Genomic DNA, 20,468 nt, shown 5'->3' on the forward strand with positions numbered 1-20,468 from the left:
TCATGCCGCTCCGAGCGCGCCCGAGGCGCGCAGGTCCCTGATCTCGTCCGCCGTGAAGCCGGCCTCGGCGAGGATCTCGTCCGCGTGCTCGCCGAGCTCCGGCACGTCGCGGTAGACGCCCGTCTCCAGCCCCTCGATGTTGATCGCGCTGGCGACCACCTGTATGTCGCCGCGCCGGCGGTGGCGCATCGGCATCGCCATGCCGAGGTGCCGGACCTGCGGGTCCTCGAACACCTCCTTGATGTTGTTGATCGGCCCGCAGGGGATGCCGACCTCCTCGAGCCTGGCGATCCAGTACTCCGAGGGCTTCGTCCGCGTCACCTCGGCCACCGTCGCGTTCACCCGCGCGCGGTCCTTGCTGCGCCCCTGAGGGGTCTTCCACTCCGGCACCTCGAGCCATTCCGGCCTCTCGAGCGCCCTGCAGAACACCTCCCACAGCTTCGGCGAGGAGGCGGCGATGTTGATCGGCTTGTCGGCGGTGGGGAACACGCCCATCGGGATGTTCACCGGATGGTCGTTGCCGGCCTGGCCGGCGATGTGCCCGTCCATCAGCCAGCGCGTCGCCTGGAAGTCGAGCATGAACACCTGCGCCTCGAGCAGCGAGGTGTGCACGTAGCGCCCGAGGCCGGTCCGCTCCCGCTCGTAGAGCGCGAGCAGGATGCCGAGGGCGAGGAGGTTGCCGGCGGTGAGGTCGTCGATCGGGATGCCGACGCGCATCGGGCCGCGCCCGGGCTCGCCGGTGATGCTCATCAGCCCGCCCATGCCCTGGGCGATCTGGTCCACGCCGCCGCGCGTCGCGTACGGCCCGGTCTGCCCGAAGCCCGAGATCGAGGCGTAGATCAGCCGCGGATTGAGCGGCCGGAGGTGCTCGTCGGCGATCTTCAGCCGGTGCTTGACCTGCACCCGCATGTTCTCGACCAGGATGTCGGCCGTCCGGGCGAGGCGGAGGAAGGCCGCGTGCCCGGCCGGGTTCTTCAGGTCGAGCGCGATGGCGCGCTTGTTGCGGTGCAGGTTGACGAAGTCGAACCCGTCGCGCGGCCCGCCGAGGGCGTCGTTGGCGCCCGGCGGCTCGACCCGGATGACGTCGGCGCCCCAGTCGGCGAGGTGCCGCACGCAGGTCGGCCCGGCGCGGGCGAGGGTGAGGTCGAGGACGCGCAGGCCGGCGAGCGGCAGGCGGCTCGCCGCCGGGCTCGCGCCGGGCGCCGGCTTCGGATCGACGGGGCTCTCGGGCATGCGCCGCGGTCTCCTCCCGGAAGTCGGGGCGAGACTAGGGCCCGGCGCGGCGGAGGGCTAGACGGGAACGGCGGCCCGCGCCGCCGCCCCGCCGCCGGTCGTCAGCGCAGGACCTCGAAGAAGCCCGTCTCCTCGTCCATCCGCGCGTGCTCCTTGGCGCGGAAGTCGTAGCGCGAGACGATGCCGCGCACCCGCCGGTCCTCCGTGCAGATCGGCAGGTGGCGGAAGCCGCAGTCGGAGAGCAGGCGCAGCGCGTCCATCGCGTGCGCCTCCGGCGGCAGCGTCACCGGGTCGCGCGTCATCACCTGGCGGAGCCTGGTGTGCTTGGCGTCGCAGCCCTCCGCGAGGCAGCGGACGGCGTCGCGGCCGGTGAAGATGCCGACCAGCCGGTCCTCGTCCTCCACCACCAGCACCGCGCCGACGCGGCGCTTGTGCATGGCGGCGCAGGCCTGGGCGACGGTGGCGTTGGGCCCCATCATCAGCGGACGCTGGTCGCGGACGATCTCGCCCATGCTGCGTTCGTGCATGCCCTGTCTCCCCGCTGCTCGCGGCGCCGGCCGCAACCGGACGCCCTCCGCGCGGCCCGCGCCTTGATGCAGCGCAAGGGCGCCGCCGGGCCGCGGCCGGCTTCACGGCATGTGAACATAGGTGCCCGGCGCCGCCTCGAGCGGCGCCAGGTTGTGCTCCGGCGCGCCCATCGGCGGCGGCGCGGTCCGCTCGCCGGAGCCGGCCGCGACCAGCCAGTCCTCCCAGGCGGCCCACCAGGAGCCCTCGTGCCGCGGCGCGACGGTGGCCCAGGTATCGGGGTCCATGTAGCGCTCGCCGTGCCGGCGGGTCATCAGCTGGTAGCCGCTGCCCGGCCGGCCCGGCGGCGGGTTGACGATGCCGACATTGTGCCCGCCCGAGACCAGGGCGAAGGTGACGTCGGTGTCGGTGAACAGGCTCACCTTGTAGACCGAGCGCCAGGGAGCGATGTGGTCGCGCACCGTGCCGACGGCGAAGGTCGGGGCGCGGATGTCGCGCAGCGCGATCACCCGCCCCTCCACCGCGAAGCGCCCGGCGGTGAGGCGGTTCTCCAGGAACAGCCCGCGCAGGTACTCGCTGTGCATGCGCGCCGGCATCCGCGTCTGGTCGGCGTTCCAGGCCGTCAGGTCGGTCATCGCGTCGCGCTCGCCGAGCACGTAGTTGCGGATGATCCGCGACCACACCAGGTCGTTCGAGCGCAGCATCTGGAACGCGCCGGCCATCTGGTGGGTGTCGAGATAGCCCTGGTCCCACATCAGGTCCTCGAGCCAGCCGACCTGGTTCTCGTCGATGAACATCATCAGCTCGCCCGCCTCGGCGAAGTCGGTCTGCGCCGCGAGCAGGCTCATGGAGGCCAGCCGGTCGTCGTGGTCGCGCGCCATGGTCGCCGCGGCGATGGCGAGGATCGTGCCCCCCAGGCAGTAGCCGCAGGCGTGGATCTTCCGCCCCGGCACGATCGCGCTCACCGCGTCGAGCGCCGCCATCACGCCCCGCTGGCGGTAGTCGTCGAGCCGCGTCTCGCGGTCGCGCGCGTCGGGGTTCTTCCACGAGATCATGAACACCGTGTGCCCGCGCCCGACCAGCCAGCGGACCAGCGAGTTCTCCGGGCTCAGGTCGAGGATGTAGTACTTCATGATCCAGGCCGGCACGATCAGCACCGGCTCGGCGTGCACCTGCGCGGTCGCCGGCGCGTACTGGATCAGCTCCATCAGGTCGTTGCGCAGCACCACGCGCCCGGGCGTGACCGCGATGTTCCCCCCGACGACGAAGCGCTCCGCCCCGACCGGAGGCTTGCCGGCGAGCTGGCGGTCGAGATCCTCGATCCAGTTCTGCAGCCCGCGCAGCAGGTTCATCCCGCCTTCCTGCGCCGTGCGCATGACGATCGCCGGATTGAGCCAGGGCTGGTTGCTGGGCGCCAGGACGTCGAGGACCTGGCGCATGAGGAATCCGAGCTGCTCCTCGTGGCGCCGGGTGACGCCGGGCACGCGCCGCGCCGCCTCCAGCCACCAGGACGCGGCGAGAAGGTAGCCCTGCGCGACGGCGCTGAAGGGGAACAGGCCCCAGCTCGGGTCGGCGAAGCGGGTATCGCCCGGCTCCGGCGCGGCAACCGGCTCGACCTCCCCGCCCGCCGCGGAGCGGGCGAGCCAGAGGGCGTAGCGGGCCGCCAGCACCTGCGCGCGCAGCGCCAGCGCCGTCCGCTTGCCCGGCGCGCTCGCCAGGTGGAACGCCCAGTCCAGCAGGGGCGCGGCGACGGCGGCCGGCGAGATCCCCTGCGTCGCCCGCGCCTGCGCCGCGCGCAGGCTGCGGTCGAAGGTCTCGAAGCCGGGCAGCGGCGCGGCCGCGGCGGGCCCGGCCGGCGCCGCGCCGGACGGCCCGCCCCTTGCCGGCGCGTCGCCCGCGCCGGCCGCGCGAGGCCCGGCGCCCGCTTCCGGCCCGGACGGCGACCGCGGCGGCCGGTTCGCGTCCGCCGCCTCGCGCGCTGCCGCCGCCGCTCGATCGGCCTTGTCCACGTCCATGGGCTGGGTCCTGCGATGCCGTGCAGCGCCCCGCTTGCCGCAGCGCCGCGCGGCGCGCATTGCGCTTGCTCAACCGGCAACGAGGCGGGCGGTTCACCCGTTCGCCGGCCGGTCGGCCGCCCTCGCGGTCGGCGGGCGCGGTCCGCCGCGCCCCGGGCCGTGGCGCGCCGCCGCGCGAGGCCCTATCTCGGCCAGCGTGCAGCCCGTGGACCTCGCCCTCTGTCTCGCCGTGGATGCCTCCGCCTCGGTGGACCACGACGAATTCGGGCTGATGCTCGGCGGCTACGCCGCGGCGTTCCGCGACCCCGACATCGCCGCCGCCTGCGCCTCCGGGCCGCGCCGCGCCGTCGCGGTGGCGATGCTGCTGTGGTCCGGCATCGGCGCCCAGGAGCTGGCCGTGCCCTGGACCCGGGTGGAGGACGAGGCGTCCGCCGCCGCCCTCGCCGAGGCCATCGAGGCCTCGCCGCGCCTCGTCCGCCCCGGCGCCACCGCGCTGGGCGAGGGCATGGCGGCCGGCCTCGCCGTGCTCGGCCGCTTTCCCGCCGAGGCGGAGCGGCTGGTGCTCGACGTCTCGGGCGACGGGCGGCACAACCAGGGCCGCGCGCCCGGCCCCGTGCGCGACATCGGCGTCGCCGCCGGCGTCACGATCAACGCGCTGGCGGTGCTGAACGAGGAAGGGCCGGAGCTGCTCGCCCACTACCGCGACCAGGTGATCGGCGGCCCCGGCGCCTTCGTCATGCACTGCCCCGACTACGCCGCCTTCGCCGAGGCGATCCGCGAGAAGCTGTGGCGCGAGATCGGCGGGGTTCCCGTCGCCTGAGCGGCGTGCCATCACGCGCGCCGCCGTCGCCCCCTCCGGTTCCGCGCCCGAACGATGCTCCTGCTCATCCCCGGCCCCGTGCAGACCCGCCCCGAGGTGCGCGCCGCCATGGCGGTGGACATCGCGCCCTGGGACGACGACACCCAGGCCGAGCTCGCGGCGCTGCGCGAGCGCCTCCTCGCGATCGCCGGCGGGGTGCCGGGCGAGCACGCGGTGCTGCCGGTGACCGGCGCGGGCCATGCCGTCGTCGAGGCCTGCCTGCGCAGCTTCGTCCCGCCCGGCGGCAAGGTGCTGATCCCGCTCAACGGCGCCTACGCGCAACGCATGGCCCGGCTGGCGCGCGAGGCCGGGCGCGCCGTGGTGGCGCTCGAGGTCCCGGACACCCGCCCCGTGGGCGCCGCGGAGGTCGCTGCCGCGCTCGCCGCAGACCCGGCGATCGGCCATGTCGGGATGGTGTACAGCGAAACCGGCAGCGGCATCGTCAACGATCCGGAGGCGGTCGGCGCCGCGGTCCGCGCGGCGGGGCGGCGGCTGGTCCTCGACGCCGTCTCGGCCTTCGGCGCGTTGCCCTTCCGGATGGACGCGCACCCGGAATGCGACGCGCTCGCCTTCACCACCGGCAAGTGCCTGGAGGGCATGCCGGGCATCGGCATGGCCGTCGCCCGCACCGACCGGCTCCTCGCCTGCGCCGGCCGCGCGGGGTCCTGGGTGCTCGACCTCGCCGCGATCCACGACCACGCGCTGCGCAACGGCTGGGGCAGCCACCGCTTCACGCCGGCGGTGCAGGTGCTGCATGCCCTCGGGGCGGCGCTCGACCTCTACGATCGGGAGGGCGGCCAGCCGGCGCGCCTCGCGCGCTACGCGGAGAACGCGCGGGTGCTGTACGAGGGCGCGCTCGCCCTCGGGCTGACGCCCTATCTCGAACGGCGCCACCAGGGGCCGATCGTCGTCACCGTGCACCAGCCGCCCGATCCGGCCTTCGCCCTGCGGGGCTTCGTCGCGGCCCTGAAGGCGCGCGGGGTGCTGATAAGCAACTTCTTCAGCACCGCGACGCCGACCTTCCGTGTGGGCTGCATCGGCGCGGTGACGCCCGGGGAGATGGGCGCGGCGGTGGCAGCGATGCGCGACGCCCTCGACAGCCTGGGCGTGCGCCGCCGCGCCGCGGCCTGAGCGCCCGCAGCGGCCGCGGCGCCGCGCCGGACCGGTGCACGCAACCCGCACCGCCGCCTCCCGTTCGGGAAGCGCCCATCACGGGCGCTTCGCGGAGGACGCCATGTCAGTGGTGAAGGTCATCGAGCTGCTCGCCGAATCGGAGCAGAGCTGGGAGGATGCGACCCGCAAGGCGGTGGCCGAGGCGGCCAGGAGCGTGCGGGGCATCCGCTCAGTCTACATCAAGGAGATGCAGGCCACGGTGGACAACGACCAGGTCCGCACCTATCGGATCAACGCGAAGATCTCCTTCGTCGTCGAGAACACCTGAGGCCGGCGGCCGGGCGGGGCGCGCCGCCACCGGCGCGTCCCCCTCGCGCCGGTCGCGGGCGGCCGGAAACGGCGGCCTCGCCCGCGGCGGCGGCCGGCGGCGCGCGGCCCGCGGCTGCCCCATCCGGACCGACTGCTCTGGCCCGAGGCCGGCATCACCAGGCGGGCCCTCGCCGAGTATCTCGCCGCCGCCGCGCCGCGGCTGGTGCCGCATCTCGCCGGGCGCCCGGTGACGCTGCTGCGGGCGCCGGGCGGGATCCACGGGCCGCGGTTCTTCCAGCGCCATCCGGGCGGCGGGCTCGGGCCCGCGATCCGGCGCATCGTCCTGCCGGGCGAGGCGAAGCCGCTGATCGGCGTGGATTCGGCCGAGGGCCTCGCGGCGCTCGCCCAGGCCGGGGCGCTCGAGGTCCACCCCTGGGGGGCGCGCCTCGAGGACATCGAGCGGCCGGACCGCCCGGTCTTCGACATCGACCCCGCCGAGGACCTGTCCTTCGCCGCCGCCGTCCGCGCCGCCCACGAGCTGCGCGAGCGGCTCGAGGGGCACGGCCTCGCCGCGTTCTGCAAGACCACGGGCGCCAAGGGCCTGCACGTCGTCGTACCGCTGCGCCCGCGCGCCGCCTGGCCGGAGGCCAGGGCCTTCGCACGGGCGATGTCCGAGGCGATGGCGTGCGCCACGCCCGAACGCCACACCACGGTCCTCGCGAAGCGGGCACGGCCGGGCCGGGTCCTGCTCGACTACCTGCGCAACGACCGCGGATCGTCGGCGGTGGCGCCCTGGTCGCCGCGCGCGCGGCCGGCGGCCACCGTGTCCACGCCGCTCGCCTGGAGCGAGGTGACGGAGGCGCTCGACCCGCTCGCCTTCACCATCGGCACGGAAGCGGCCCGTCTCGCGGTCCCCGATCCCGGGGGCGGCTTCGCGACGGCGGCACGGCCGCTGCCCGAGGGCGCGCCGTGGCGCGCGGGCGGTGGCTAGCGCCGTTTTCGCTCGGCTGTGCTCGCTGCAACGGCTCCCGCTCGCTGTTTGCCGAGCCGATTCACGCTCCCGGCTGTTCCCGGCCATCCGTGATCGGCTCTAGGCCGCCCCGCGCGCGGCCGGGGGCGTCGGCCGGCGCTCAGGCGCCCGCTGCGATGCGCAGGTTCGGCGTGCCCCGGCGCGCGACGGTCATGCCGTAGCCGGGGCTGTCCTTGGTGAACAGGTTGCCGATCGCGAAGTCGAGCATGTCCTTGTGGAACTGCGCCCGGATCCCGCGGAACTTGCAGGAGGCCACCACCTGCCGGACGATGAACTCGGGCTGGTAGGCGGCGAGCGGGAAGTCGTTGCGCTCGGTCAGTTCGGCCAGGACGTAGTTGATCACCTCGTCGGTGGCCTCGAGCCCGTTGCGGCGCGCCGCGCTGCGGAAGATCGCCCGGTACTCGTCGCGGCTCGGCGCGCCGACCTCGATCTTGTAGGGCAGGCGCCGCAGGAAGGCGCCGTCCATGAGCTGGCTCGGCGGCATGTTGGTGGAGAAGATCACGAGCTGGTCGAAGGGCAGCGCGAAGCTCTTGCCGGTGTGCAGCTTGAGGTAGTCCACCCGGCTCTCGAGCGGCACGATCCAGCGGTTCAGCAGCGTCTCCGGCGCGACGAGCTGGCGGCCGAAGTCGTCGATCAGGAAGGTGCCGTTCATCGCCTTCACGTGAAGCGGCGCCTCGTAGAACTTCGCCAGCTCGTTGAAGCGGAGGTCGAGCATTTCCAGCGTCAGCTCGCCGCCGGTCACGACGAAGGGGCGCCGGCAGAGCACCCAGCGCCGGTCGAAGCCGGTCGCGCGGATGCTGTTGCTGTTCGCCCCGTCGTCGAGCTGCACCTCCTTGTGGATGTCGGGGTCGAACACCTTCACGATCTGCCCGCCGACCTCGAAGCAGTGCGGCACGCAGATCATGGTGTCGAAGATCGAGCCGATGCGCTCGGCGATGGAGGTCTTGCCGTTGCCCGGCGGGCCGTAGAGCAGCATCGGCCGGCCGGAGTTGATCGCCGGCCCGACCTGGCTGATCAGGGCGTCGGCGATGGTGAGGCCGCCCAGCGCGCCCGCCACCGCCTCCGGCGCCACGCGCTCGTCGCCGATCGCCTGCCGCTGGATGCGGGAGACGTAGTCGGCGAGCGGCACCGGGGCGGGGCCGACATAGCTGCTCTGCTCGAAGGCCTGCATCGCCCATTCGCGGCCGCGCGCCGAGAGGCCGTAGCGCGGATGGGCGCCGGTGAGGGTCTTCACCGCGCCGATCGCCTCGATCAGCTTGGCCGCGTTCGCCTCCTCGAGCAGCAGGTGCACGACGCGCTGCGGGAGCTTCAGCACCTCGGCGAGCTTGGTGGCGGTGTCGACCGAGCCGCCGTGCATCGCCTTCGTCAGCAGGTTGAGCAGGTCGTTCAGCGAGAGTCCCGTCTCCTCGATGGACAGCGGGGCGGCGGGGACGCTGTGCAGGACGCGCTGGAGGTCGCGCTCGGTGATCCTGCCCATCGCGATCAGGATATCGCCGAGGCGCCCGCCGTGCTGCCGCTGCCGGCGGAGGGCCTCGGCGGCATCCTGCGCGGTGATGAGACCGTTCGCGACCAGCAGTTCGCCAAGAAGCATGCCATCCCCCTCCGGTGACGCGGCGGTCCGCAGGCGACCCGACGCGCCGTCCGACGCCCCGTCGGGCGGCCTCGCCGCGGCAGCGGAGCGCGAGGCCGTCCCGGCGAAATCCTTATACTGTTTTTAATCCGACTTCACAAGATCGTGAGGTCCGGCGACCGCCCGTCCCCTCCGCCCAGGCCCCTGCCGCGGCGCGCGCCGGATCCCGGGCTCAGCCGGGCGGCGGCACCATCACGCGCTCGGCGAGCACCACCGTCTTCACCCGGCCGAGGAAGGCGGCGCCGTCGGCGAACCAGCGTCGCGCCTCCGGGGAGGCGACCATCCGCGCCCGCGCCTCGAGGCTGCCGAACCAGCTCTCGGCAAAGCCGTCGATCGGGCCTGCCATCGGGAAGGGCGCGATGTCGGGGCGGAACTGCTCCTCGACGATCCCCGAGAGGACGAACCCGCGGAGTTCCGGCACCTCCCGCGCCATCGCGGCGTGGACCACGCGCCAGTGGTGGTGGAAGGCCCCGGGGGTCGAGTCCGGCCGGCGCTGGATCACCGTCAGCGCCTTGAGGGGAGGCCGGCGGTCGCCGTCCGCCACGGGCAGCACCACCTGCTCCTCGGTCACGAAGGTGCGGATGCCGCCGATGATGCTGGCGCCGTCGGCGTGCCAGCGCCGGCCGGCGGGGGAGGCAGCGGCACGCGCCCGCGCCTCGAGGTCGTCGAACCAGAGCTGCGCGACGCCGTCGAAGGGCGCCATCTCGAGCGCCGCGACGTCGTCGCGGACGTGCTCCTGCACCGGCAGGCAGAGGACGTAGCCGCGCAGGCCCGGCACGTCGCGGTACATCGGCGCGTGCACCTCGGTCCAGTGCCTCAGGAAGGCCTCGCGGGAGATCTCCGGCCGACGGACGAGGAAGGAGAAGGACTTGATCATGCGTCACCCCCGAGGTGCGGACCGGGCGCCGCCGGCGCCGCCAGGCCGACCGCCCGCGCGCAGCATAGCCGCCCGGGCGGGGAGGGCGAGCCGGCGGGGGCGGCGGCGCGCGCCGGAAGGCTCGCCCCGCCGCGATCCGCGCGCCGCGCCGGCGCGCCCGGGATCCGGACGCGATCCGGTCGTCAGGCCCCCTGCGGCGCCGCGGGCGCCGCGCGCGCCGCATCCAGGCGGCGCGAGGCCGCGAGGTTGAAGGCGAAGTAGACCGCGAGCACCGCCAGGCCCGCGAGATGCGCCAGCCGCTCGTTCGGCCACATCATGGCGACGCCGGCCGCGAACATCACGGCGCGCATCGGCCAGCTCACCGGCGCCTCCATGTGGCCGTCGATCGCCCCGGCGATCGCGTAGATGGCGAAGAAGGCGAAGAAGCAGACCTCCAGGTCGTACCAGAGGCTGCCGCCGAGGAGCGGCGTGTAGGCGAACAGGAAGGGCACGATGTAGAGGCCCTTCGCCACCTTCCAGGCGACCAGGCCGGTCGCCATCGGCGGGGTGCGCGCGATCGCGGCCGCCGCGAAGGCCGTCAGGCAGACCGGCGGCGTCACCCCCGAGTCCTGGCTCAGCCAGAAGATGATCATGTGCGCCGACAGCAGCGCGACCGTCAGCACCTCCGGGGACAGCGCGTGCTCCTTGAAGGTCCGCAGGAAGTCGGGGGGGACCAGCGCGACCAGCTCGCGCGCGGCCTCCGTGCTCATCGGCTGGCCGATCGCCGCGATCCGGTCGGGCGCCACCAGCATGAGGATCGCCTTGGCCTGGTCGCCGATCTGGCCGGAGGCGACCGCCTCGATCAGGCTCGACTGCGCGATCATGTCGGCGAGCGCCGGCGCCGAGAGCGTGGCGAGCACCACGTAGGAGGCGGTGACCGGCAGGCCCATGCCGAGCACCAGCGACGCCAGCGCGACCAGGATCAGCGCGACCAGCAGGCTGCCGCCGGCCCACTGGTTGATCATCAGCGAAAAGGTGTTGCCGATGCCGGTGGTGGCGATCGCGTTGATCACGACGCCGACGCCGACCAGCAGCACGGCGGTCGGGATCATGTCGAAGGCGCCCTTGCCGAGGGCCTCGAAGATCGCCCGCGGCCCCATGGCGCGGTCCTTGCGCAGCCAGGAGACGGCGATCAGCGCCAGCATGGCCGCGCCGGCGCAGTAGGTCGGCGTGAACCCCGCCATGAGGAGGCCCATCAGGACGCCGATCGGCAGGAAGAACTGCAGCCCGCCGCGCCGCATCACGGCGCCGACCGACGGCGCGTCCTCATCCGCCACCGCGATGTGGTGGCGCTTGGCCTCGATGCGGATGTAGCAGGCGACCGACCAGAAGTAGAGCAGCGCCGGCAGCAGCGCGACCGAAACGATGGTGAGGTAGGGGATGCCCGTGTAGGACGCCATCACGAAGGCGCCTGCCCCCATGATCGGCGGCATGATCTGGCCGCCGGTGGAGGCGGCCGCCTCGGTCGCCGCGGCGAACTTCGGCCGGAATCCGGCGCGCTTCATCATCGGGATGGTGATCACCCCGGTCGCGGCCACGTTGGCCACGGTGGAGCCGGAGATCGTGCCCATCAGCGCCGAGGCGATCACCGCGACGTAGCCGGGGCCGCCGATCAGGCGCCTGGCCAGCGCCCGCGCCAGGTCGATGATGAACTCGCCGGCGCCGGAGCGGTTCAGGAACGCCCCGAACAGCACGAACATGAATACGTAGGTCGCCGAGATCGAGGCGATGTTCCCGAGCATCCCGTCGTCCGTGTAGAACGTCCGGTAGAGCATCGTCTCGAGCGACAGGCCCGGGAAGGTCAGCATGCCCGGCACGTATCGGCCCCACACCACGACGTAGCTGAAGGCCGCGACCATCAGCGCCGGGATCAGCAGGCCGGTGGTGCGGCGCACGAACTCCAGCACCAGCAGCGGCGCGAGGGCGGTGAACAGCCAGTCGTACCAGAGGAAGCGGGCGTTGCGCGCGAAGAAGCTCTCCTCGCCGAGGATCATGTAGGCGATGACGGCCAGTGCGAGCAGGGCGAGGACGACGTCGACCAGGAGCGCGAGGCGGGCCCCGGCGCGCGTGCGCGCGCGGAAGGCCGGATAGACCAGGGCGCAGATCGCCCCGAACCCGCCGAAATGGACGACGTTCACCCAGGTCTCGGACCAGGTGCCGAGCGTGTTGAAGTAGATGTGGAGGACGGCGAGGAGCGCGCCGCCGACGAGCGCGACCCGGCCCGCGACGGTGTCGGGCCCGCGCAGGATCGCGCCGGTGTCGGGATCCGCCGCGCCAGGGGCGGCGTTGGGGGATGGGGACATGGGCGTGTTCGCTGACCCGAACCGGTCCCGTTCGCGCGCTCTCGTCCCGCGGGACGGAACCGCCCGCCCGCGGCGCCTTCCGGGCGCCCGGGCGGCCGGCGCCGCCCCGGCAACGCGGGCCGGCCGGGACCGAGGCCCCGGCCCGCCGTCGCGGTCACGGGAGCCGGCAGCTCACGCGGGGATCAGCGCTGCCGGGACGTCCATCCCGGCTTCCCGGTAGTAGCGGATCGCGCCGGGGTGCAGCGGGAAGGGATAGCCGCCCAGCGACTGCCTGAGGTCGATCTCCCGCGTCGCGCCGTGGATGTTGTTCAGGAACGGCAGATTCTCGAAGATCGTCTTGGTGACGAGGTAGACGTCCTCCTCCGGTACGGCGGCGTTGACCGCGAGGTAGTTGGGCAGCCGCGCCGTGCGCAGGGCGTTCGGCTGGTTCGGATAGGTGTTCGCCGGGATCGTGGCCTGGGAGAGCAGCGTGGTGTTGCCGTTCGCCTTCGCGACGTCCTCCTCGGTGAACTCGAGGATCTGCAGGCGGTCGCCGGCGGCCGCCATCGCCTGGGTCAGGCTGCCGGTCGGCAGCCCGGCCTCGAAGTTGCCGCCCTGGATGGTGCCGTTCTGCAGGGCCTCGGCGGTCGGTCCGTAGCCCAGATAGACCAGGTCGAACTTCTCGTACTCGATGCCCAGGTTCGGGAAGATCCAGCGGTGCATCGTCTCGAGGCCCGAGCCGCGCGCGCCCATCGAGTACTTCCTGCCGTAGAGGTTCTTCAGGTCGCCGATGCGCCCGGTGGTGACCAGCCGCTTGTCGATGACGAACTGTTCGTAATTATACCAGAGCGGCATGATGCCGCGCAGGTTGGCCTGCGCGCCGTCGTTCGCGAAGGCGCCGGTTCCCGTGGCCGCGAACTGCGCGACCAGGCCCTGCAGGATGGCGAACTGCGCCTGGTTCTCGCGCAGGAGCTTCACGTTCTCGGTCGAGCCGGCCGAGCTGATCGCGCTCATGTCGATGTTCTTCTGGGCCTGCAGCCTGACCTTGATCAGCGTCGCGATGGCGACGCCCACCGGGTAGTAGGTGCCCCCGGTGGTCGCGGTCGTGAGGACGTAGGAACGGCCGCGCTGCGCCGCCGCGGGGGCCGTCCCGAGCGCCGCGGCCGCCACGCCCATCCCGAATGTCCTGCGGGTGATGCAGTTCATGGGTCACGTCTCCCTTCGAGCGCCTGCTTTCCACCCGGCTCTGTGGCACGGGTTGGTCGTTTCACGGACGCGGGATCTTCCTTGGCGTGGCGGCCGCGGTCAACCGCATCGCCGCATCCCGCCGGCAGGCCGCGACGTGCCGCGCGCCCGCGGTGCGGGCGATCCGCGTGCGCCTGCGGCGATCGCCCGCGAATCGCGCGTCGCCTGGCGCGAGGGCTCGTCCGGCCGCGCCACACGGGGGCGTGGCGCCCGCGGCGCCATCGCCGAGGGCGCCCCGGGGGGATGCGCCACGTCGCATGAGCCCATCGCCGCCATCGGCTCGATCGCGGGCAGCCGCGCAAGCTTGGGGCCCCTGGAGCGTTTCGGCGCGCGGATGCCCGGCACGCTCACGCGCGTGCGGCGCCGCGGCGCAGGCTGCCGCGACGGTCGGCGCAAGGCATCCGGGGCCGTCTCCGGTCCGGCCGACTCCGCTCCCATCCGCGAAAGCCGCGAGAGGGGGCCGAGGCCGGGGGACGTCTCCGAAGGGGCCCTGCCGTCGCGGCGGGCGGCCTGGCGGATGGGGTGGGATTCGAACCCACGGTGGGCTCGCGCCCACGCCGGTTTTCAAGACCGGTGCCTTAGACCGCTCGGCCACCCATCCGCGGAAGCTGCCGCGCGCCGCTACTCCCCCGCCAGCCGCGCCGCCATCAGCGGCGCGCCGAGGCGCATCATCCCGTGCACGTCCGCCGCCCGCTCCAGCCCCAGCACCGCGTCGGCGAGCTGCGCCGCGCGCTCCTTCCCCAGCACCGCGTCGCACAGCCCGTGGAACTTCGCCCGCAGCTCCGCCTCGGTGAGGAAATTGGCCGGCTCGCCCTTCGGCACCACCACCTTGCGGACGAACTCCTTCCCGCGCGCGCGCAGCGTCACCTTGCCGGACATGTTCGCCGGGAATTCCGCCTCGATCTCCGGGTCCTGCTCGCAGACCGTCAGCGCCATGATCCGGCGGATGTCGGCGTCCTGCAGCCAGGCGTAGCTGTCCCAGCCGAAATGCCCGCGGGCGAGGGCGCAGGCGACGACGAACGGCCCGCTGAACTGTCCGTCCACCACGTTCCGCGGATTGCGCTTGTAGTCGAGCGGCGCGCCGATCAGCAGCATCCCCTTGGCGGGCAGGCCGATGGTCACGGCCTCGATCTCCTCGGCCTTCAGCCCGTGCTCGGCGCGCAGGGCGAGCGCCGCGTCCACGCTCGCATGCCCGTAGCGGCAGGAGGGGTAGGGCTTCACCGCCGTGTTCATCAGCTCCCACTCGGCGCCGAGCGCCTGCAGCGCGCGCTCCGGCACCGGGTTCGGCGCGTAGGCGCGCAGGAACCCGGCCTTGCCCTCCAGCGCCTCGGCCGCGCCGCGGAAGCCCTCGCGCGCCAGCGTCGCGGCGACGAGGCCGTTGGTCGCGCTCCAGCCCACCTGGAAGCGCTTGGTCCAGGCGCCGTTGGCGAGGAACTGCAGCGAGCCTGCCGCCTGCGACAGCGCGATGCCGAAGGCGTGCGCCACCCGCTCCGCGTCCAGCCCGAACACCCGCGCCGCCGCCGCGGCCGCGCCGAAGGCGCCGCAGGTCGCGGTCGGGTGGTAGCCGCGGTCGTAGTGGTCGCCCGCCGGCAGCGCGAGCGCGAGGCGGCAGGTCACCTCGTAGCCGGCGACGATCGCGGCGAGCACCGTCCGCCCGTCCGCCCCCGCCATCTCCGCCGCGGCGAGCGCCGCCGGGATCACCGGCGCGCCGGGATGCAGGCTGCCCGCGGCGTGGGTGTCGTCGAAGTCGAGGCTGTGCGCCAGCGCGCCGTTCAGCAGCGCCGCCCCCGCCGGCGTATAGCGCGCCGAATCGCCGAACACCGCCGACGATCCCGCGCCGAAGCCGAGCGCGCGCGCCGCGGCCAGCAGCGGCGGCGTGCTCTCCGCGTCGTGGCGCCCGCGCACGATGTTCCCGACCAGGTCGAGCAGCAGGAAGCGCGTGCGCTCGCGCAGCCCGGCCGGCAGCCGGTCGCACTGCAGGCCGGCGACGAAGGCGGCGAGCTCTTGGGTGACGGGGGTGGCGGCCATGGCGGACATTCCTCCGGGAGCGTGGCCCGAAGATTACCACCCGGTCGCCGGGGCGGAAGCCGGGCGCGGCGGAACGCGGCGCCCCGGGCCCGGCCGGTCGGCCCGCCGGCGCCTCTCTCCCGCCCGGCCGCCGCGCGGGCGGAACGACCTCCACTTCGCGTTGCGGTTGCCGAGGCCTCGTGGCACCTGTTGCGTCATGCCGACTCGGCGATTCCTCGTCCTTGCCGGCGTCAGCGGCCTCGCTTCGGGCTGCGGCGCCGCAGCCAGCCCCGTCGCCAACCCGGCGCCCGCCGCGCCCGCGCCGGCGGCGCCGTCCCTCGCGCCCGAACCCGTCTCCGCGGAGAGCTTCGACCGCTTCCTCGCCGGCGTGCGGGCGGAGGCGCGCCGCGCCGGCATCTCGCAGGCGACGCTCGATCGTGCCCTCGCCGGGCTCCGCCCCAATCCCCGCGTGATCGAGCTGGACCGGCGCCAGGTGGACGCCGTGCTGAGCTGGGAGGAGTACCGCGACCGCATCATGCTCACCCCGGCGCGCGTCCAGAACGGCCGCCGGCACTACGCGGAGAACGCCGCCCTGCTGCGCCGCATCGGCGCGCGCTACGAGGTGGATCCCCCGGTCATCGTCGCGATCTGGGGCATCGAGACCAACTACGGCGCCAACACCGGCGGCTTCGGGGTGATCGAGTCGCTCGCCACCCTCGCCTGGGAGGGCCGCCGCGCCAGCTATTTCCGCACCGAACTGCTCGCCGCGCTCCGCATCCTCGACGAGGGGCACATCGCGCCGGCGCGCATGCGGGGCTCCTGGGCCGGGGCGATGGGCCAGCCGCAGTTCATGCCTTCGAACTTCGAGCGCCTGGCGGTGGACTTCGACGGCGACGGGCGGCGCGACATCTGGGACAGCCGGGCCGATGCCCTTGCCTCCATCGCCCACTATTTCCGCCGCCACGGCTGGCGCGAGGGCGAGCCCTGGGGCCACGAGGTCGTCCCGCCGCCCGGCTTCGCGCCGGAGCGGGCCGACACCGAGAGCCGCCGCCCGCTGCGCGACTTCGCCCGCCTCGGCTTCCGCCGCGCCGACGGCGCGCCGCTGGCGCCCGCCGAACTCGAGGCCGCGGTCGTCCTGCCCAACCGCGGCAACGGCCAGGTCTTCCTCGGCCACCACAACCTGCGCGTCATCCGCCGCTACAATCCGCCGGTGAACTACGGCCTCGCGGTCGGTCTCCTCGCGGACCGCATCGCCCGGGCATGACGTCGGCCGGAGCGCCGCGGGCGGACCGCGCCGCGCGGCGGGCGCGGCGGAGCGCGGCGGTGGTCGCGCTGCTGCTCTTCGCCGCGACGGGCTGCGCGGCGCCCGCGCCGGCGCCCCGCTACGTGGTGGGCCCGCCCTACCCGCTCGGCGGCGAGTGGCACTATCCGCGCGAGGACTTCGCCCTGGTCGAGACCGGCCTCGCCGTCGTCGCGCCCGACGCGCGCCCCGGGCGCGTCACCGCGAATGGCGAGCGGCACGATCCCGGCCGCCCCTCGGCCGCCCACCGCACGCTCCAGCTCCCGGCCGCGCTGCGCGTGACCAATCTCGAGAACGGGCGCGCCCTGCTGCTGCGCGTGAACGACCGCGGCCCGGCGCATATCGGGCGTGTGGTCGAGCTGTCGCGCCGCGCCGCCGAGCTGCTCGGCATCCCGCCCGGCGGGACGGCGCGGGTGCGCATCGCCGTGGCGCCCGAGGAGAGCCGCGCGCTCGCCGCCTCGCTGCGCGCCTCGGGCGGCGCCGACCCGGCCGACCCGGCGGCCTCGCCGGCGCCGATCCTCGTGGCCGCCGCCCCCCGCGCCGCCGTCGCCGCGGAGGCGCTGCCGCCCCCGCCCGGTGCGCGCGCCGCCGCGACCGATGCGGCACGCCCGGCCGCCATGCCCGCGCAGGCGGCCGCGCCGTCTCGCTCCGCGCCGCCCCCGCCCGCCTTTCCGGAGCGGGTGGAACAGGAGGCGCCGGCTCCCGGCCATCTCCTCGTTGAGACCGGAACCTTCTCCCGCCGCGACTCCGCCGCGCAGCAGGCGCTTCGCCTCGCCGCGCTCGGCGCCCGGCTCGAACCCGTCGGCGGTGGCCGCCAGCGGCAGTTCCGGGTCCGCATCGGCCCGCTCGCGACCGTCGCGGAGGCCGATCGAGTTCTTGAGCGGGTGCGCGCCTCTGGCGTATCCGGGGCACGCATCCTGGTGGACGACGCCGTCCGGTAGGCGGGAACGCGGGGGGACCGCGCCGCCGCCGGGCTCGGCCGGCGTCCTGGAGATGAGGGGGACTCCGCCATGTTTGCCCGCCGCTTGCTGCTCGGCGGCGGTGCCGCGGCGCTCGCCGCGGCCGCCGCCGCGCTCCCGCCCGCCGATGCCGTCGCGCAGGCGCAGCGTCGCCAGGGCGGCCGCGGCGGGGCGGCGCCCGGGCCGCAGCCCACGCCGGCGGCGACCCCGCTCGGCGGCATCGACGTGCTGGCGCGCCAGGCGATCCTCGTGGACTTCGACACCGGTGCCGTGCTGCTCGAGAAGAACGCCGACGAGCCGATGCCGCCGAGCTCGATGTCGAAGCTGATGACCATGTACGTGGTCTTCGACCTGCTGAAGCAGGGCCGCCTGCGTCTCGACCAGGAGCTGCCGGTCAGCGAGCGCGCCTGGCGCATGGGCGGCTCGAAGATGTTCGTCGAGGTCGGCAGCCAGGTGAAGGTCGAGGATCTGGTGCGCGGCGTCGTCGTGCAGTCCGGCAACGACGCCTGCGTCGTCTTCGCCGAGGCGATCAGCGGCTCGGAGGAGCAGTTCGCGGCGCTGCTCAACGAATACGGCCGCCGCATGGGCCTGCGGGGCAGCACCTTCCGCAATGCCAGCGGCTGGCCGGACCCGGAGCACCGGATGACGGCGCGCGACCTCACCATGGTGGCGCGCCGCATCATCACCGACTTCCCCGAATACTTCCACTACTACAACGAGCGCAGCTTCACCTACAACGGCATCAGCCAGCAGAACCGCAACCCGCTGCTCGCCCGCGTCGCCGGCGCCGACGGCCTCAAGACCGGCCACACCGAGGAGGCGGGCTACGGCCTCACCGGCACGGCGAGGCGCGGCGGGCGCCGGCTGATCCTCGTCGTCAACGGCCTGCCCTCCATGCGCGCCCGCACCGAGGAGACCGAGCGGCTGATGGAATGGGGGTTCCGCGAGTTCGAGAACGTCGTGCTGTTCCGCGCCTCCGACACGGTGGAGGAGGTGCCGGTCTGGCTCGGCGAGCGCCGGACCGTGCCGCTCGTCGGCGGCCGCGACATGGTGCTGACCCTGCCGCGCCAGTGGCGGCGCAGCCTGCAGGTGCGGGTGAGCTACGCCGCGCCGGTGCCGGCGCCGGTGGCGCGAGGGCAGGAGCTCGGCCGCATGGAGGTCTCGGGCCAGGGCGTGCCGCCGATGGCGCTGCCGCTGTTCGCCGGGGCGGACGTGCCGCGCCTCGGCATCGTCCCGCGCATTCCGGCGGTGATCGGGCGCTGGATGTTCGGGGCATGAGCCGCCGCGCGGCCCGGCCGCGTGGCGGCGGGGCCGCGCCGGCGGTAGTTTCGCGCCGGTGAGCGAATCCGCACCCGAACTCCGCACGCCGCGCGCGCGCTTCGTCACCCTCGAGGGCGGCGAGGGCGCCGGCAAGTCCACCCAGGCCCGCCGCCTCGCCGCCGCGCTCGCCGCCGCCGGCCTCCCGGTGCTGCGCACGCGCGAGCCCGGCGGCGCGCCCGGCGCCGAGGCGATCCGCGCCCTGCTCCTCCACGGCGGCACGGCCTGGGACCCGGTCGCCGAGGCCATGCTGCACTTCGCCGCCCGCCGCGAGCACCTGGTGCGCACCATCCGCCCCGCGCTCGCCGCCGGCATGTGGGTCGTGTGCGACCGCTTCGCCGATTCCACCCTCGCCTACCAGGGCTTCGGCCAGGGCCTCCCGCGCGCCGTGTTCGACGCGCTGGCGGCGCTGACGCTCGATGGCCTCGCCCCCGATCTCACCCTGATCCTCGACCTGCCGCCCGAGGCCGGCATGGCCCGCGCCTCCGGCCGCGGCGAGGCGCCGACCCGCTACGAGCGCCTCGGCCCCGAATTCCACGCCCGCATCCGCGCCGGCTTCCGCGCGATCGCCGAGGCCGAGCCGGCCCGCTGCGTCCTGGTGGACGCCGCCCGCCCGGCGGAGGCGGTCGCCGCCGACCTCCGCGCCCTGGTCCGCGCCCGCCTCGGCGCCCCGCTGCCGCCATGAGCGACCTGCCGCCCGAGCCGCGCGCCAATCCCGACCTCGCCGGCCACGACCACGCCGCGCGCGCGCTGGAGCAGGCGGCGCGCTCCGGCCGCCTGCACCACGCCTGGCTGCTCGCCGGGCCGCCGGGGGTGGGGAAGGCGACGCTCGCCTACCGCTTCGCCCGCTGGCTGCTCGCCGGCCCGCCGCCCGGCGAGGGCGCCGCCCCGCTCGCCCTCGACCCGCGCCATCCCGTGTTCCGCCGCGTCGCCGCCGGCGCCCATGCCGACCTGCTCGCCATCGAGCCCGGCACCCTCCAGGGCAGCCGCAAGCGCGCCGATGTGATCAACGTGGACGCGGCGCGGCTGATCCCCGCCTTCATGGCGCTCACCGCCGCCGAGGGCGGCTGGCGCGTGGTGGTGATCGACGGCGCCGAGACCATGGCCGCCCCCGCCGCCAACGCCCTGCTCAAGATCCTGGAGGAGCCGCCGCCGCGCGCCGTCCTGCTGGTCCTCACCGCCGCGCCCGGCCGCCTGCTGCCCACCATCCGCAGCCGCTGCCGCCGGCTTGACCTGTTCCCGCTGGCGGACGCCGAGCTGCTGCCGCTGCTCGCGCGCTGGCTGCCGGACATGGCCCCCGGCGAGCGGCAGGCGCTCGCCTGCCTCGCCGGCGGCTCCCCCGGCCGCGCCCTGGCCCTCGCCGAGGAGGGCGGGCTCGCGCTCCAGGCCCTGGTGGAGGAGGTGCTCGCCGGCCTCGCCCGGCGCCCCGACCCGCGCCAGGCCCACGCGGTCGCCGACCGCCTCGCCGCGGGCGGCGACGCCGCCGCCTTCCTCACCTTCTTCGCCCTGCTCCGCCAGGCGATCGCCGCCGCGATCCGCCTCGCCGCGCGCGACGCCGCCGCGGCGCCCGCCTGGGTCGCCCGCCGTCCGCTTGCCGAGTGGTCGGCGCTGTGGGATAGGCTCGGCCGCCTTGCGGCGGAGACGGACGCGCTCAACCTCGACCGCAGGCAGGCGGTCCTGACCGGGCTGGGCTGGCTTTCCGCGCCCGGCCGCGACTGAGGGCGACCG

The 20,468-nt window shown here is 74.8% G+C and carries 17 protein-coding genes and 1 tRNA gene; 9 read left to right on the forward strand and 9 right to left on the reverse strand.

Annotated features, from left to right (window positions below; genetic code table 11):
• The 3 genes from IEX99_RS03720 to IEX99_RS03730 form a co-directional block, all read right to left on the reverse strand.
• Nucleotides 1-1,233 (reverse strand): CaiB/BaiF CoA transferase family protein, encoded by a 1,233-nt coding sequence (locus IEX99_RS03720; RefSeq protein WP_188898615.1) that lies wholly within the window; start codon nt 1,231-1,233, stop codon nt 1-3.
• A 101-nt stretch (nt 1,234-1,334) separates the two neighbouring features.
• Nucleotides 1,335-1,760, reverse strand: a complete 426-nt coding sequence (locus IEX99_RS03725; RefSeq protein WP_188898617.1) for a CBS domain-containing protein — start codon at nt 1,758-1,760, stop codon at nt 1,335-1,337.
• A gap of 102 nt (nt 1,761-1,862) precedes the next feature.
• Entirely contained in the window at nt 1,863-3,773 is a 1,911-nt protein-coding gene (locus tag IEX99_RS03730; RefSeq protein ID WP_188898619.1) for a PHA/PHB synthase family protein, read from the reverse strand.
• A gap of 205 nt (nt 3,774-3,978) precedes the next feature.
• Here IEX99_RS03730 and IEX99_RS03735 point away from each other — a divergent pair, with 205 nt between their 5' ends.
• From IEX99_RS03735 to ligD, 4 genes are all read left to right on the forward strand, one after another.
• Entirely contained in the window at nt 3,979-4,593 is a 615-nt protein-coding gene (locus IEX99_RS03735; protein WP_229677789.1) for a DUF1194 domain-containing protein, read from the forward strand.
• Between the two features lie 54 nt (nt 4,594-4,647).
• Nucleotides 4,648-5,763: a 2-aminoethylphosphonate--pyruvate transaminase gene (locus IEX99_RS03740; RefSeq protein WP_188898620.1), complete on the forward strand. Its 1,116-nt coding sequence runs from the start codon at nt 4,648-4,650 to the stop codon at nt 5,761-5,763.
• Nucleotides 5,764-5,866: 103 nt separating this feature from the next.
• Nucleotides 5,867-6,073, forward strand: coding sequence for a dodecin family protein (locus tag IEX99_RS03745; RefSeq protein WP_188898622.1), 207 nt, complete (start codon nt 5,867-5,869; stop codon nt 6,071-6,073).
• 114 nt (nt 6,074-6,187) lie between these two features.
• The gene (ligD, locus tag IEX99_RS03750; RefSeq protein ID WP_188898963.1) at nt 6,188-7,045 is read left to right on the forward strand and encodes a non-homologous end-joining DNA ligase; all 858 of its coding nucleotides are present in this window, start codon (nt 6,188-6,190) and stop codon (nt 7,043-7,045) included.
• 139 nt (nt 7,046-7,184) lie between these two features.
• Here ligD and IEX99_RS03755 read toward each other — a convergent pair whose 3' ends face one another.
• The 6 genes from IEX99_RS03755 to IEX99_RS03780 all read right to left on the reverse strand — a co-directional run bounded on the left by IEX99_RS03755 (nt 7,185) and on the right by IEX99_RS03780 (nt 15,185).
• The gene (locus tag IEX99_RS03755) at nt 7,185-8,675 is read right to left on the reverse strand and encodes an ATP-binding protein (protein WP_188898624.1); all 1,491 of its coding nucleotides are present in this window, start codon (nt 8,673-8,675) and stop codon (nt 7,185-7,187) included.
• A gap of 211 nt (nt 8,676-8,886) precedes the next feature.
• Nucleotides 8,887-9,591 (reverse strand): EthD domain-containing protein, encoded by a 705-nt coding sequence (locus IEX99_RS03760; protein WP_188898626.1) that lies wholly within the window; start codon nt 9,589-9,591, stop codon nt 8,887-8,889.
• A 182-nt stretch (nt 9,592-9,773) separates the two neighbouring features.
• Nucleotides 9,774-11,933: a TRAP transporter permease gene (locus IEX99_RS03765; RefSeq protein WP_188898628.1), complete on the reverse strand. Its 2,160-nt coding sequence runs from the start codon at nt 11,931-11,933 to the stop codon at nt 9,774-9,776.
• Between the two features lie 171 nt (nt 11,934-12,104).
• A complete protein-coding gene (locus tag IEX99_RS03770) occupies nt 12,105-13,118 on the reverse strand; it encodes a TAXI family TRAP transporter solute-binding subunit (protein ID WP_188898629.1) in 1,014 nt (337 codons plus the stop codon).
• 550 nt (nt 13,119-13,668) lie between these two features.
• Nucleotides 13,669-13,758 (reverse strand) — tRNA-Ser (locus IEX99_RS03775).
• 20 nt (nt 13,759-13,778) lie between these two features.
• Entirely contained in the window at nt 13,779-15,185 is a 1,407-nt protein-coding gene (locus IEX99_RS03780; protein ID WP_188898632.1) for an MmgE/PrpD family protein, read from the reverse strand.
• Between the two features lie 196 nt (nt 15,186-15,381).
• Here IEX99_RS03780 and IEX99_RS03785 point away from each other — a divergent pair, with 196 nt between their 5' ends.
• The 5 genes from IEX99_RS03785 to IEX99_RS03805 all read left to right on the forward strand — a co-directional run bounded on the left by IEX99_RS03785 (nt 15,382) and on the right by IEX99_RS03805 (nt 20,459).
• Nucleotides 15,382-16,428 (forward strand): lytic murein transglycosylase, encoded by a 1,047-nt coding sequence (locus IEX99_RS03785; protein WP_188898634.1) that lies wholly within the window; start codon nt 15,382-15,384, stop codon nt 16,426-16,428.
• A complete protein-coding gene (locus tag IEX99_RS03790; protein WP_188898636.1) occupies nt 16,425-17,405 on the forward strand; it encodes an RlpA-like double-psi beta-barrel domain-containing protein in 981 nt (326 codons plus the stop codon). Before IEX99_RS03785 ends, IEX99_RS03790 begins: the two co-directional genes overlap by 4 nt.
• Nucleotides 17,406-17,474: 69 nt before the next feature.
• The gene (locus IEX99_RS03795; RefSeq protein ID WP_188898638.1) at nt 17,475-18,701 is read left to right on the forward strand and encodes a D-alanyl-D-alanine carboxypeptidase family protein; all 1,227 of its coding nucleotides are present in this window, start codon (nt 17,475-17,477) and stop codon (nt 18,699-18,701) included.
• A gap of 58 nt (nt 18,702-18,759) precedes the next feature.
• Nucleotides 18,760-19,425 (forward strand): dTMP kinase, encoded by a 666-nt coding sequence (gene tmk, locus IEX99_RS03800; protein ID WP_188898640.1) that lies wholly within the window; start codon nt 18,760-18,762, stop codon nt 19,423-19,425.
• Complete coding sequence (locus tag IEX99_RS03805; RefSeq protein ID WP_188898642.1) at nt 19,422-20,459, forward strand: DNA polymerase III subunit delta'; 1,038 nt, start codon at nt 19,422-19,424, stop codon at nt 20,457-20,459. Before tmk ends, IEX99_RS03805 begins: the two co-directional genes overlap by 4 nt.
• The last annotated feature ends 9 nt before the right edge of the window (nt 20,460-20,468 follow it).

This window comes from Caldovatus sediminis (assembly GCF_014644455.1).
Taxonomy (GTDB): domain Bacteria; phylum Pseudomonadota; class Alphaproteobacteria; order Acetobacterales; family Acetobacteraceae; genus Caldovatus; species Caldovatus sediminis.

Bases quoted from the DNA above. Each gene is read 5' to 3' on its own strand.
- IEX99_RS03720 (WP_188898615.1), bottom strand. From the start codon at position 1,233: ATGCCCGAGAGCCCCGTCGATCCGAAGCCGGCGCCCGGCGCGAGCCCG.
- IEX99_RS03725 (WP_188898617.1), bottom strand. From the start codon at position 1,760: ATGCACGAACGCAGCATGGGCGAGATCGTCCGCGACCAGCGTCCGCTG.
- IEX99_RS03730 (WP_188898619.1), bottom strand. From the start codon at position 3,773: ATGGACGTGGACAAGGCCGATCGAGCGGCGGCGGCAGCGCGCGAGGCG.
- IEX99_RS03740 (WP_188898620.1), top strand. From the start codon at position 4,648: ATGCTCCTGCTCATCCCCGGCCCCGTGCAGACCCGCCCCGAGGTGCGC.
- IEX99_RS03745 (WP_188898622.1), top strand. From the start codon at position 5,867: ATGTCAGTGGTGAAGGTCATCGAGCTGCTCGCCGAATCGGAGCAGAGC.
- IEX99_RS03755 (WP_188898624.1), bottom strand. From the start codon at position 8,675: ATGCTTCTTGGCGAACTGCTGGTCGCGAACGGTCTCATCACCGCGCAG.
- IEX99_RS03760 (WP_188898626.1), bottom strand. From the start codon at position 9,591: ATGATCAAGTCCTTCTCCTTCCTCGTCCGTCGGCCGGAGATCTCCCGC.
- IEX99_RS03765 (WP_188898628.1), bottom strand. From the start codon at position 11,933: ATGTCCCCATCCCCCAACGCCGCCCCTGGCGCGGCGGATCCCGACACC.
- IEX99_RS03770 (WP_188898629.1), bottom strand. From the start codon at position 13,118: ATGAACTGCATCACCCGCAGGACATTCGGGATGGGCGTGGCGGCCGCG.
- IEX99_RS03780 (WP_188898632.1), bottom strand. From the start codon at position 15,185: ATGGCCGCCACCCCCGTCACCCAAGAGCTCGCCGCCTTCGTCGCCGGC.
- IEX99_RS03785 (WP_188898634.1), top strand. From the start codon at position 15,382: ATGCCGACTCGGCGATTCCTCGTCCTTGCCGGCGTCAGCGGCCTCGCT.
- IEX99_RS03790 (WP_188898636.1), top strand. From the start codon at position 16,425: ATGACGTCGGCCGGAGCGCCGCGGGCGGACCGCGCCGCGCGGCGGGCG.
- IEX99_RS03795 (WP_188898638.1), top strand. From the start codon at position 17,475: ATGTTTGCCCGCCGCTTGCTGCTCGGCGGCGGTGCCGCGGCGCTCGCC.
- IEX99_RS03805 (WP_188898642.1), top strand. From the start codon at position 19,422: ATGAGCGACCTGCCGCCCGAGCCGCGCGCCAATCCCGACCTCGCCGGC.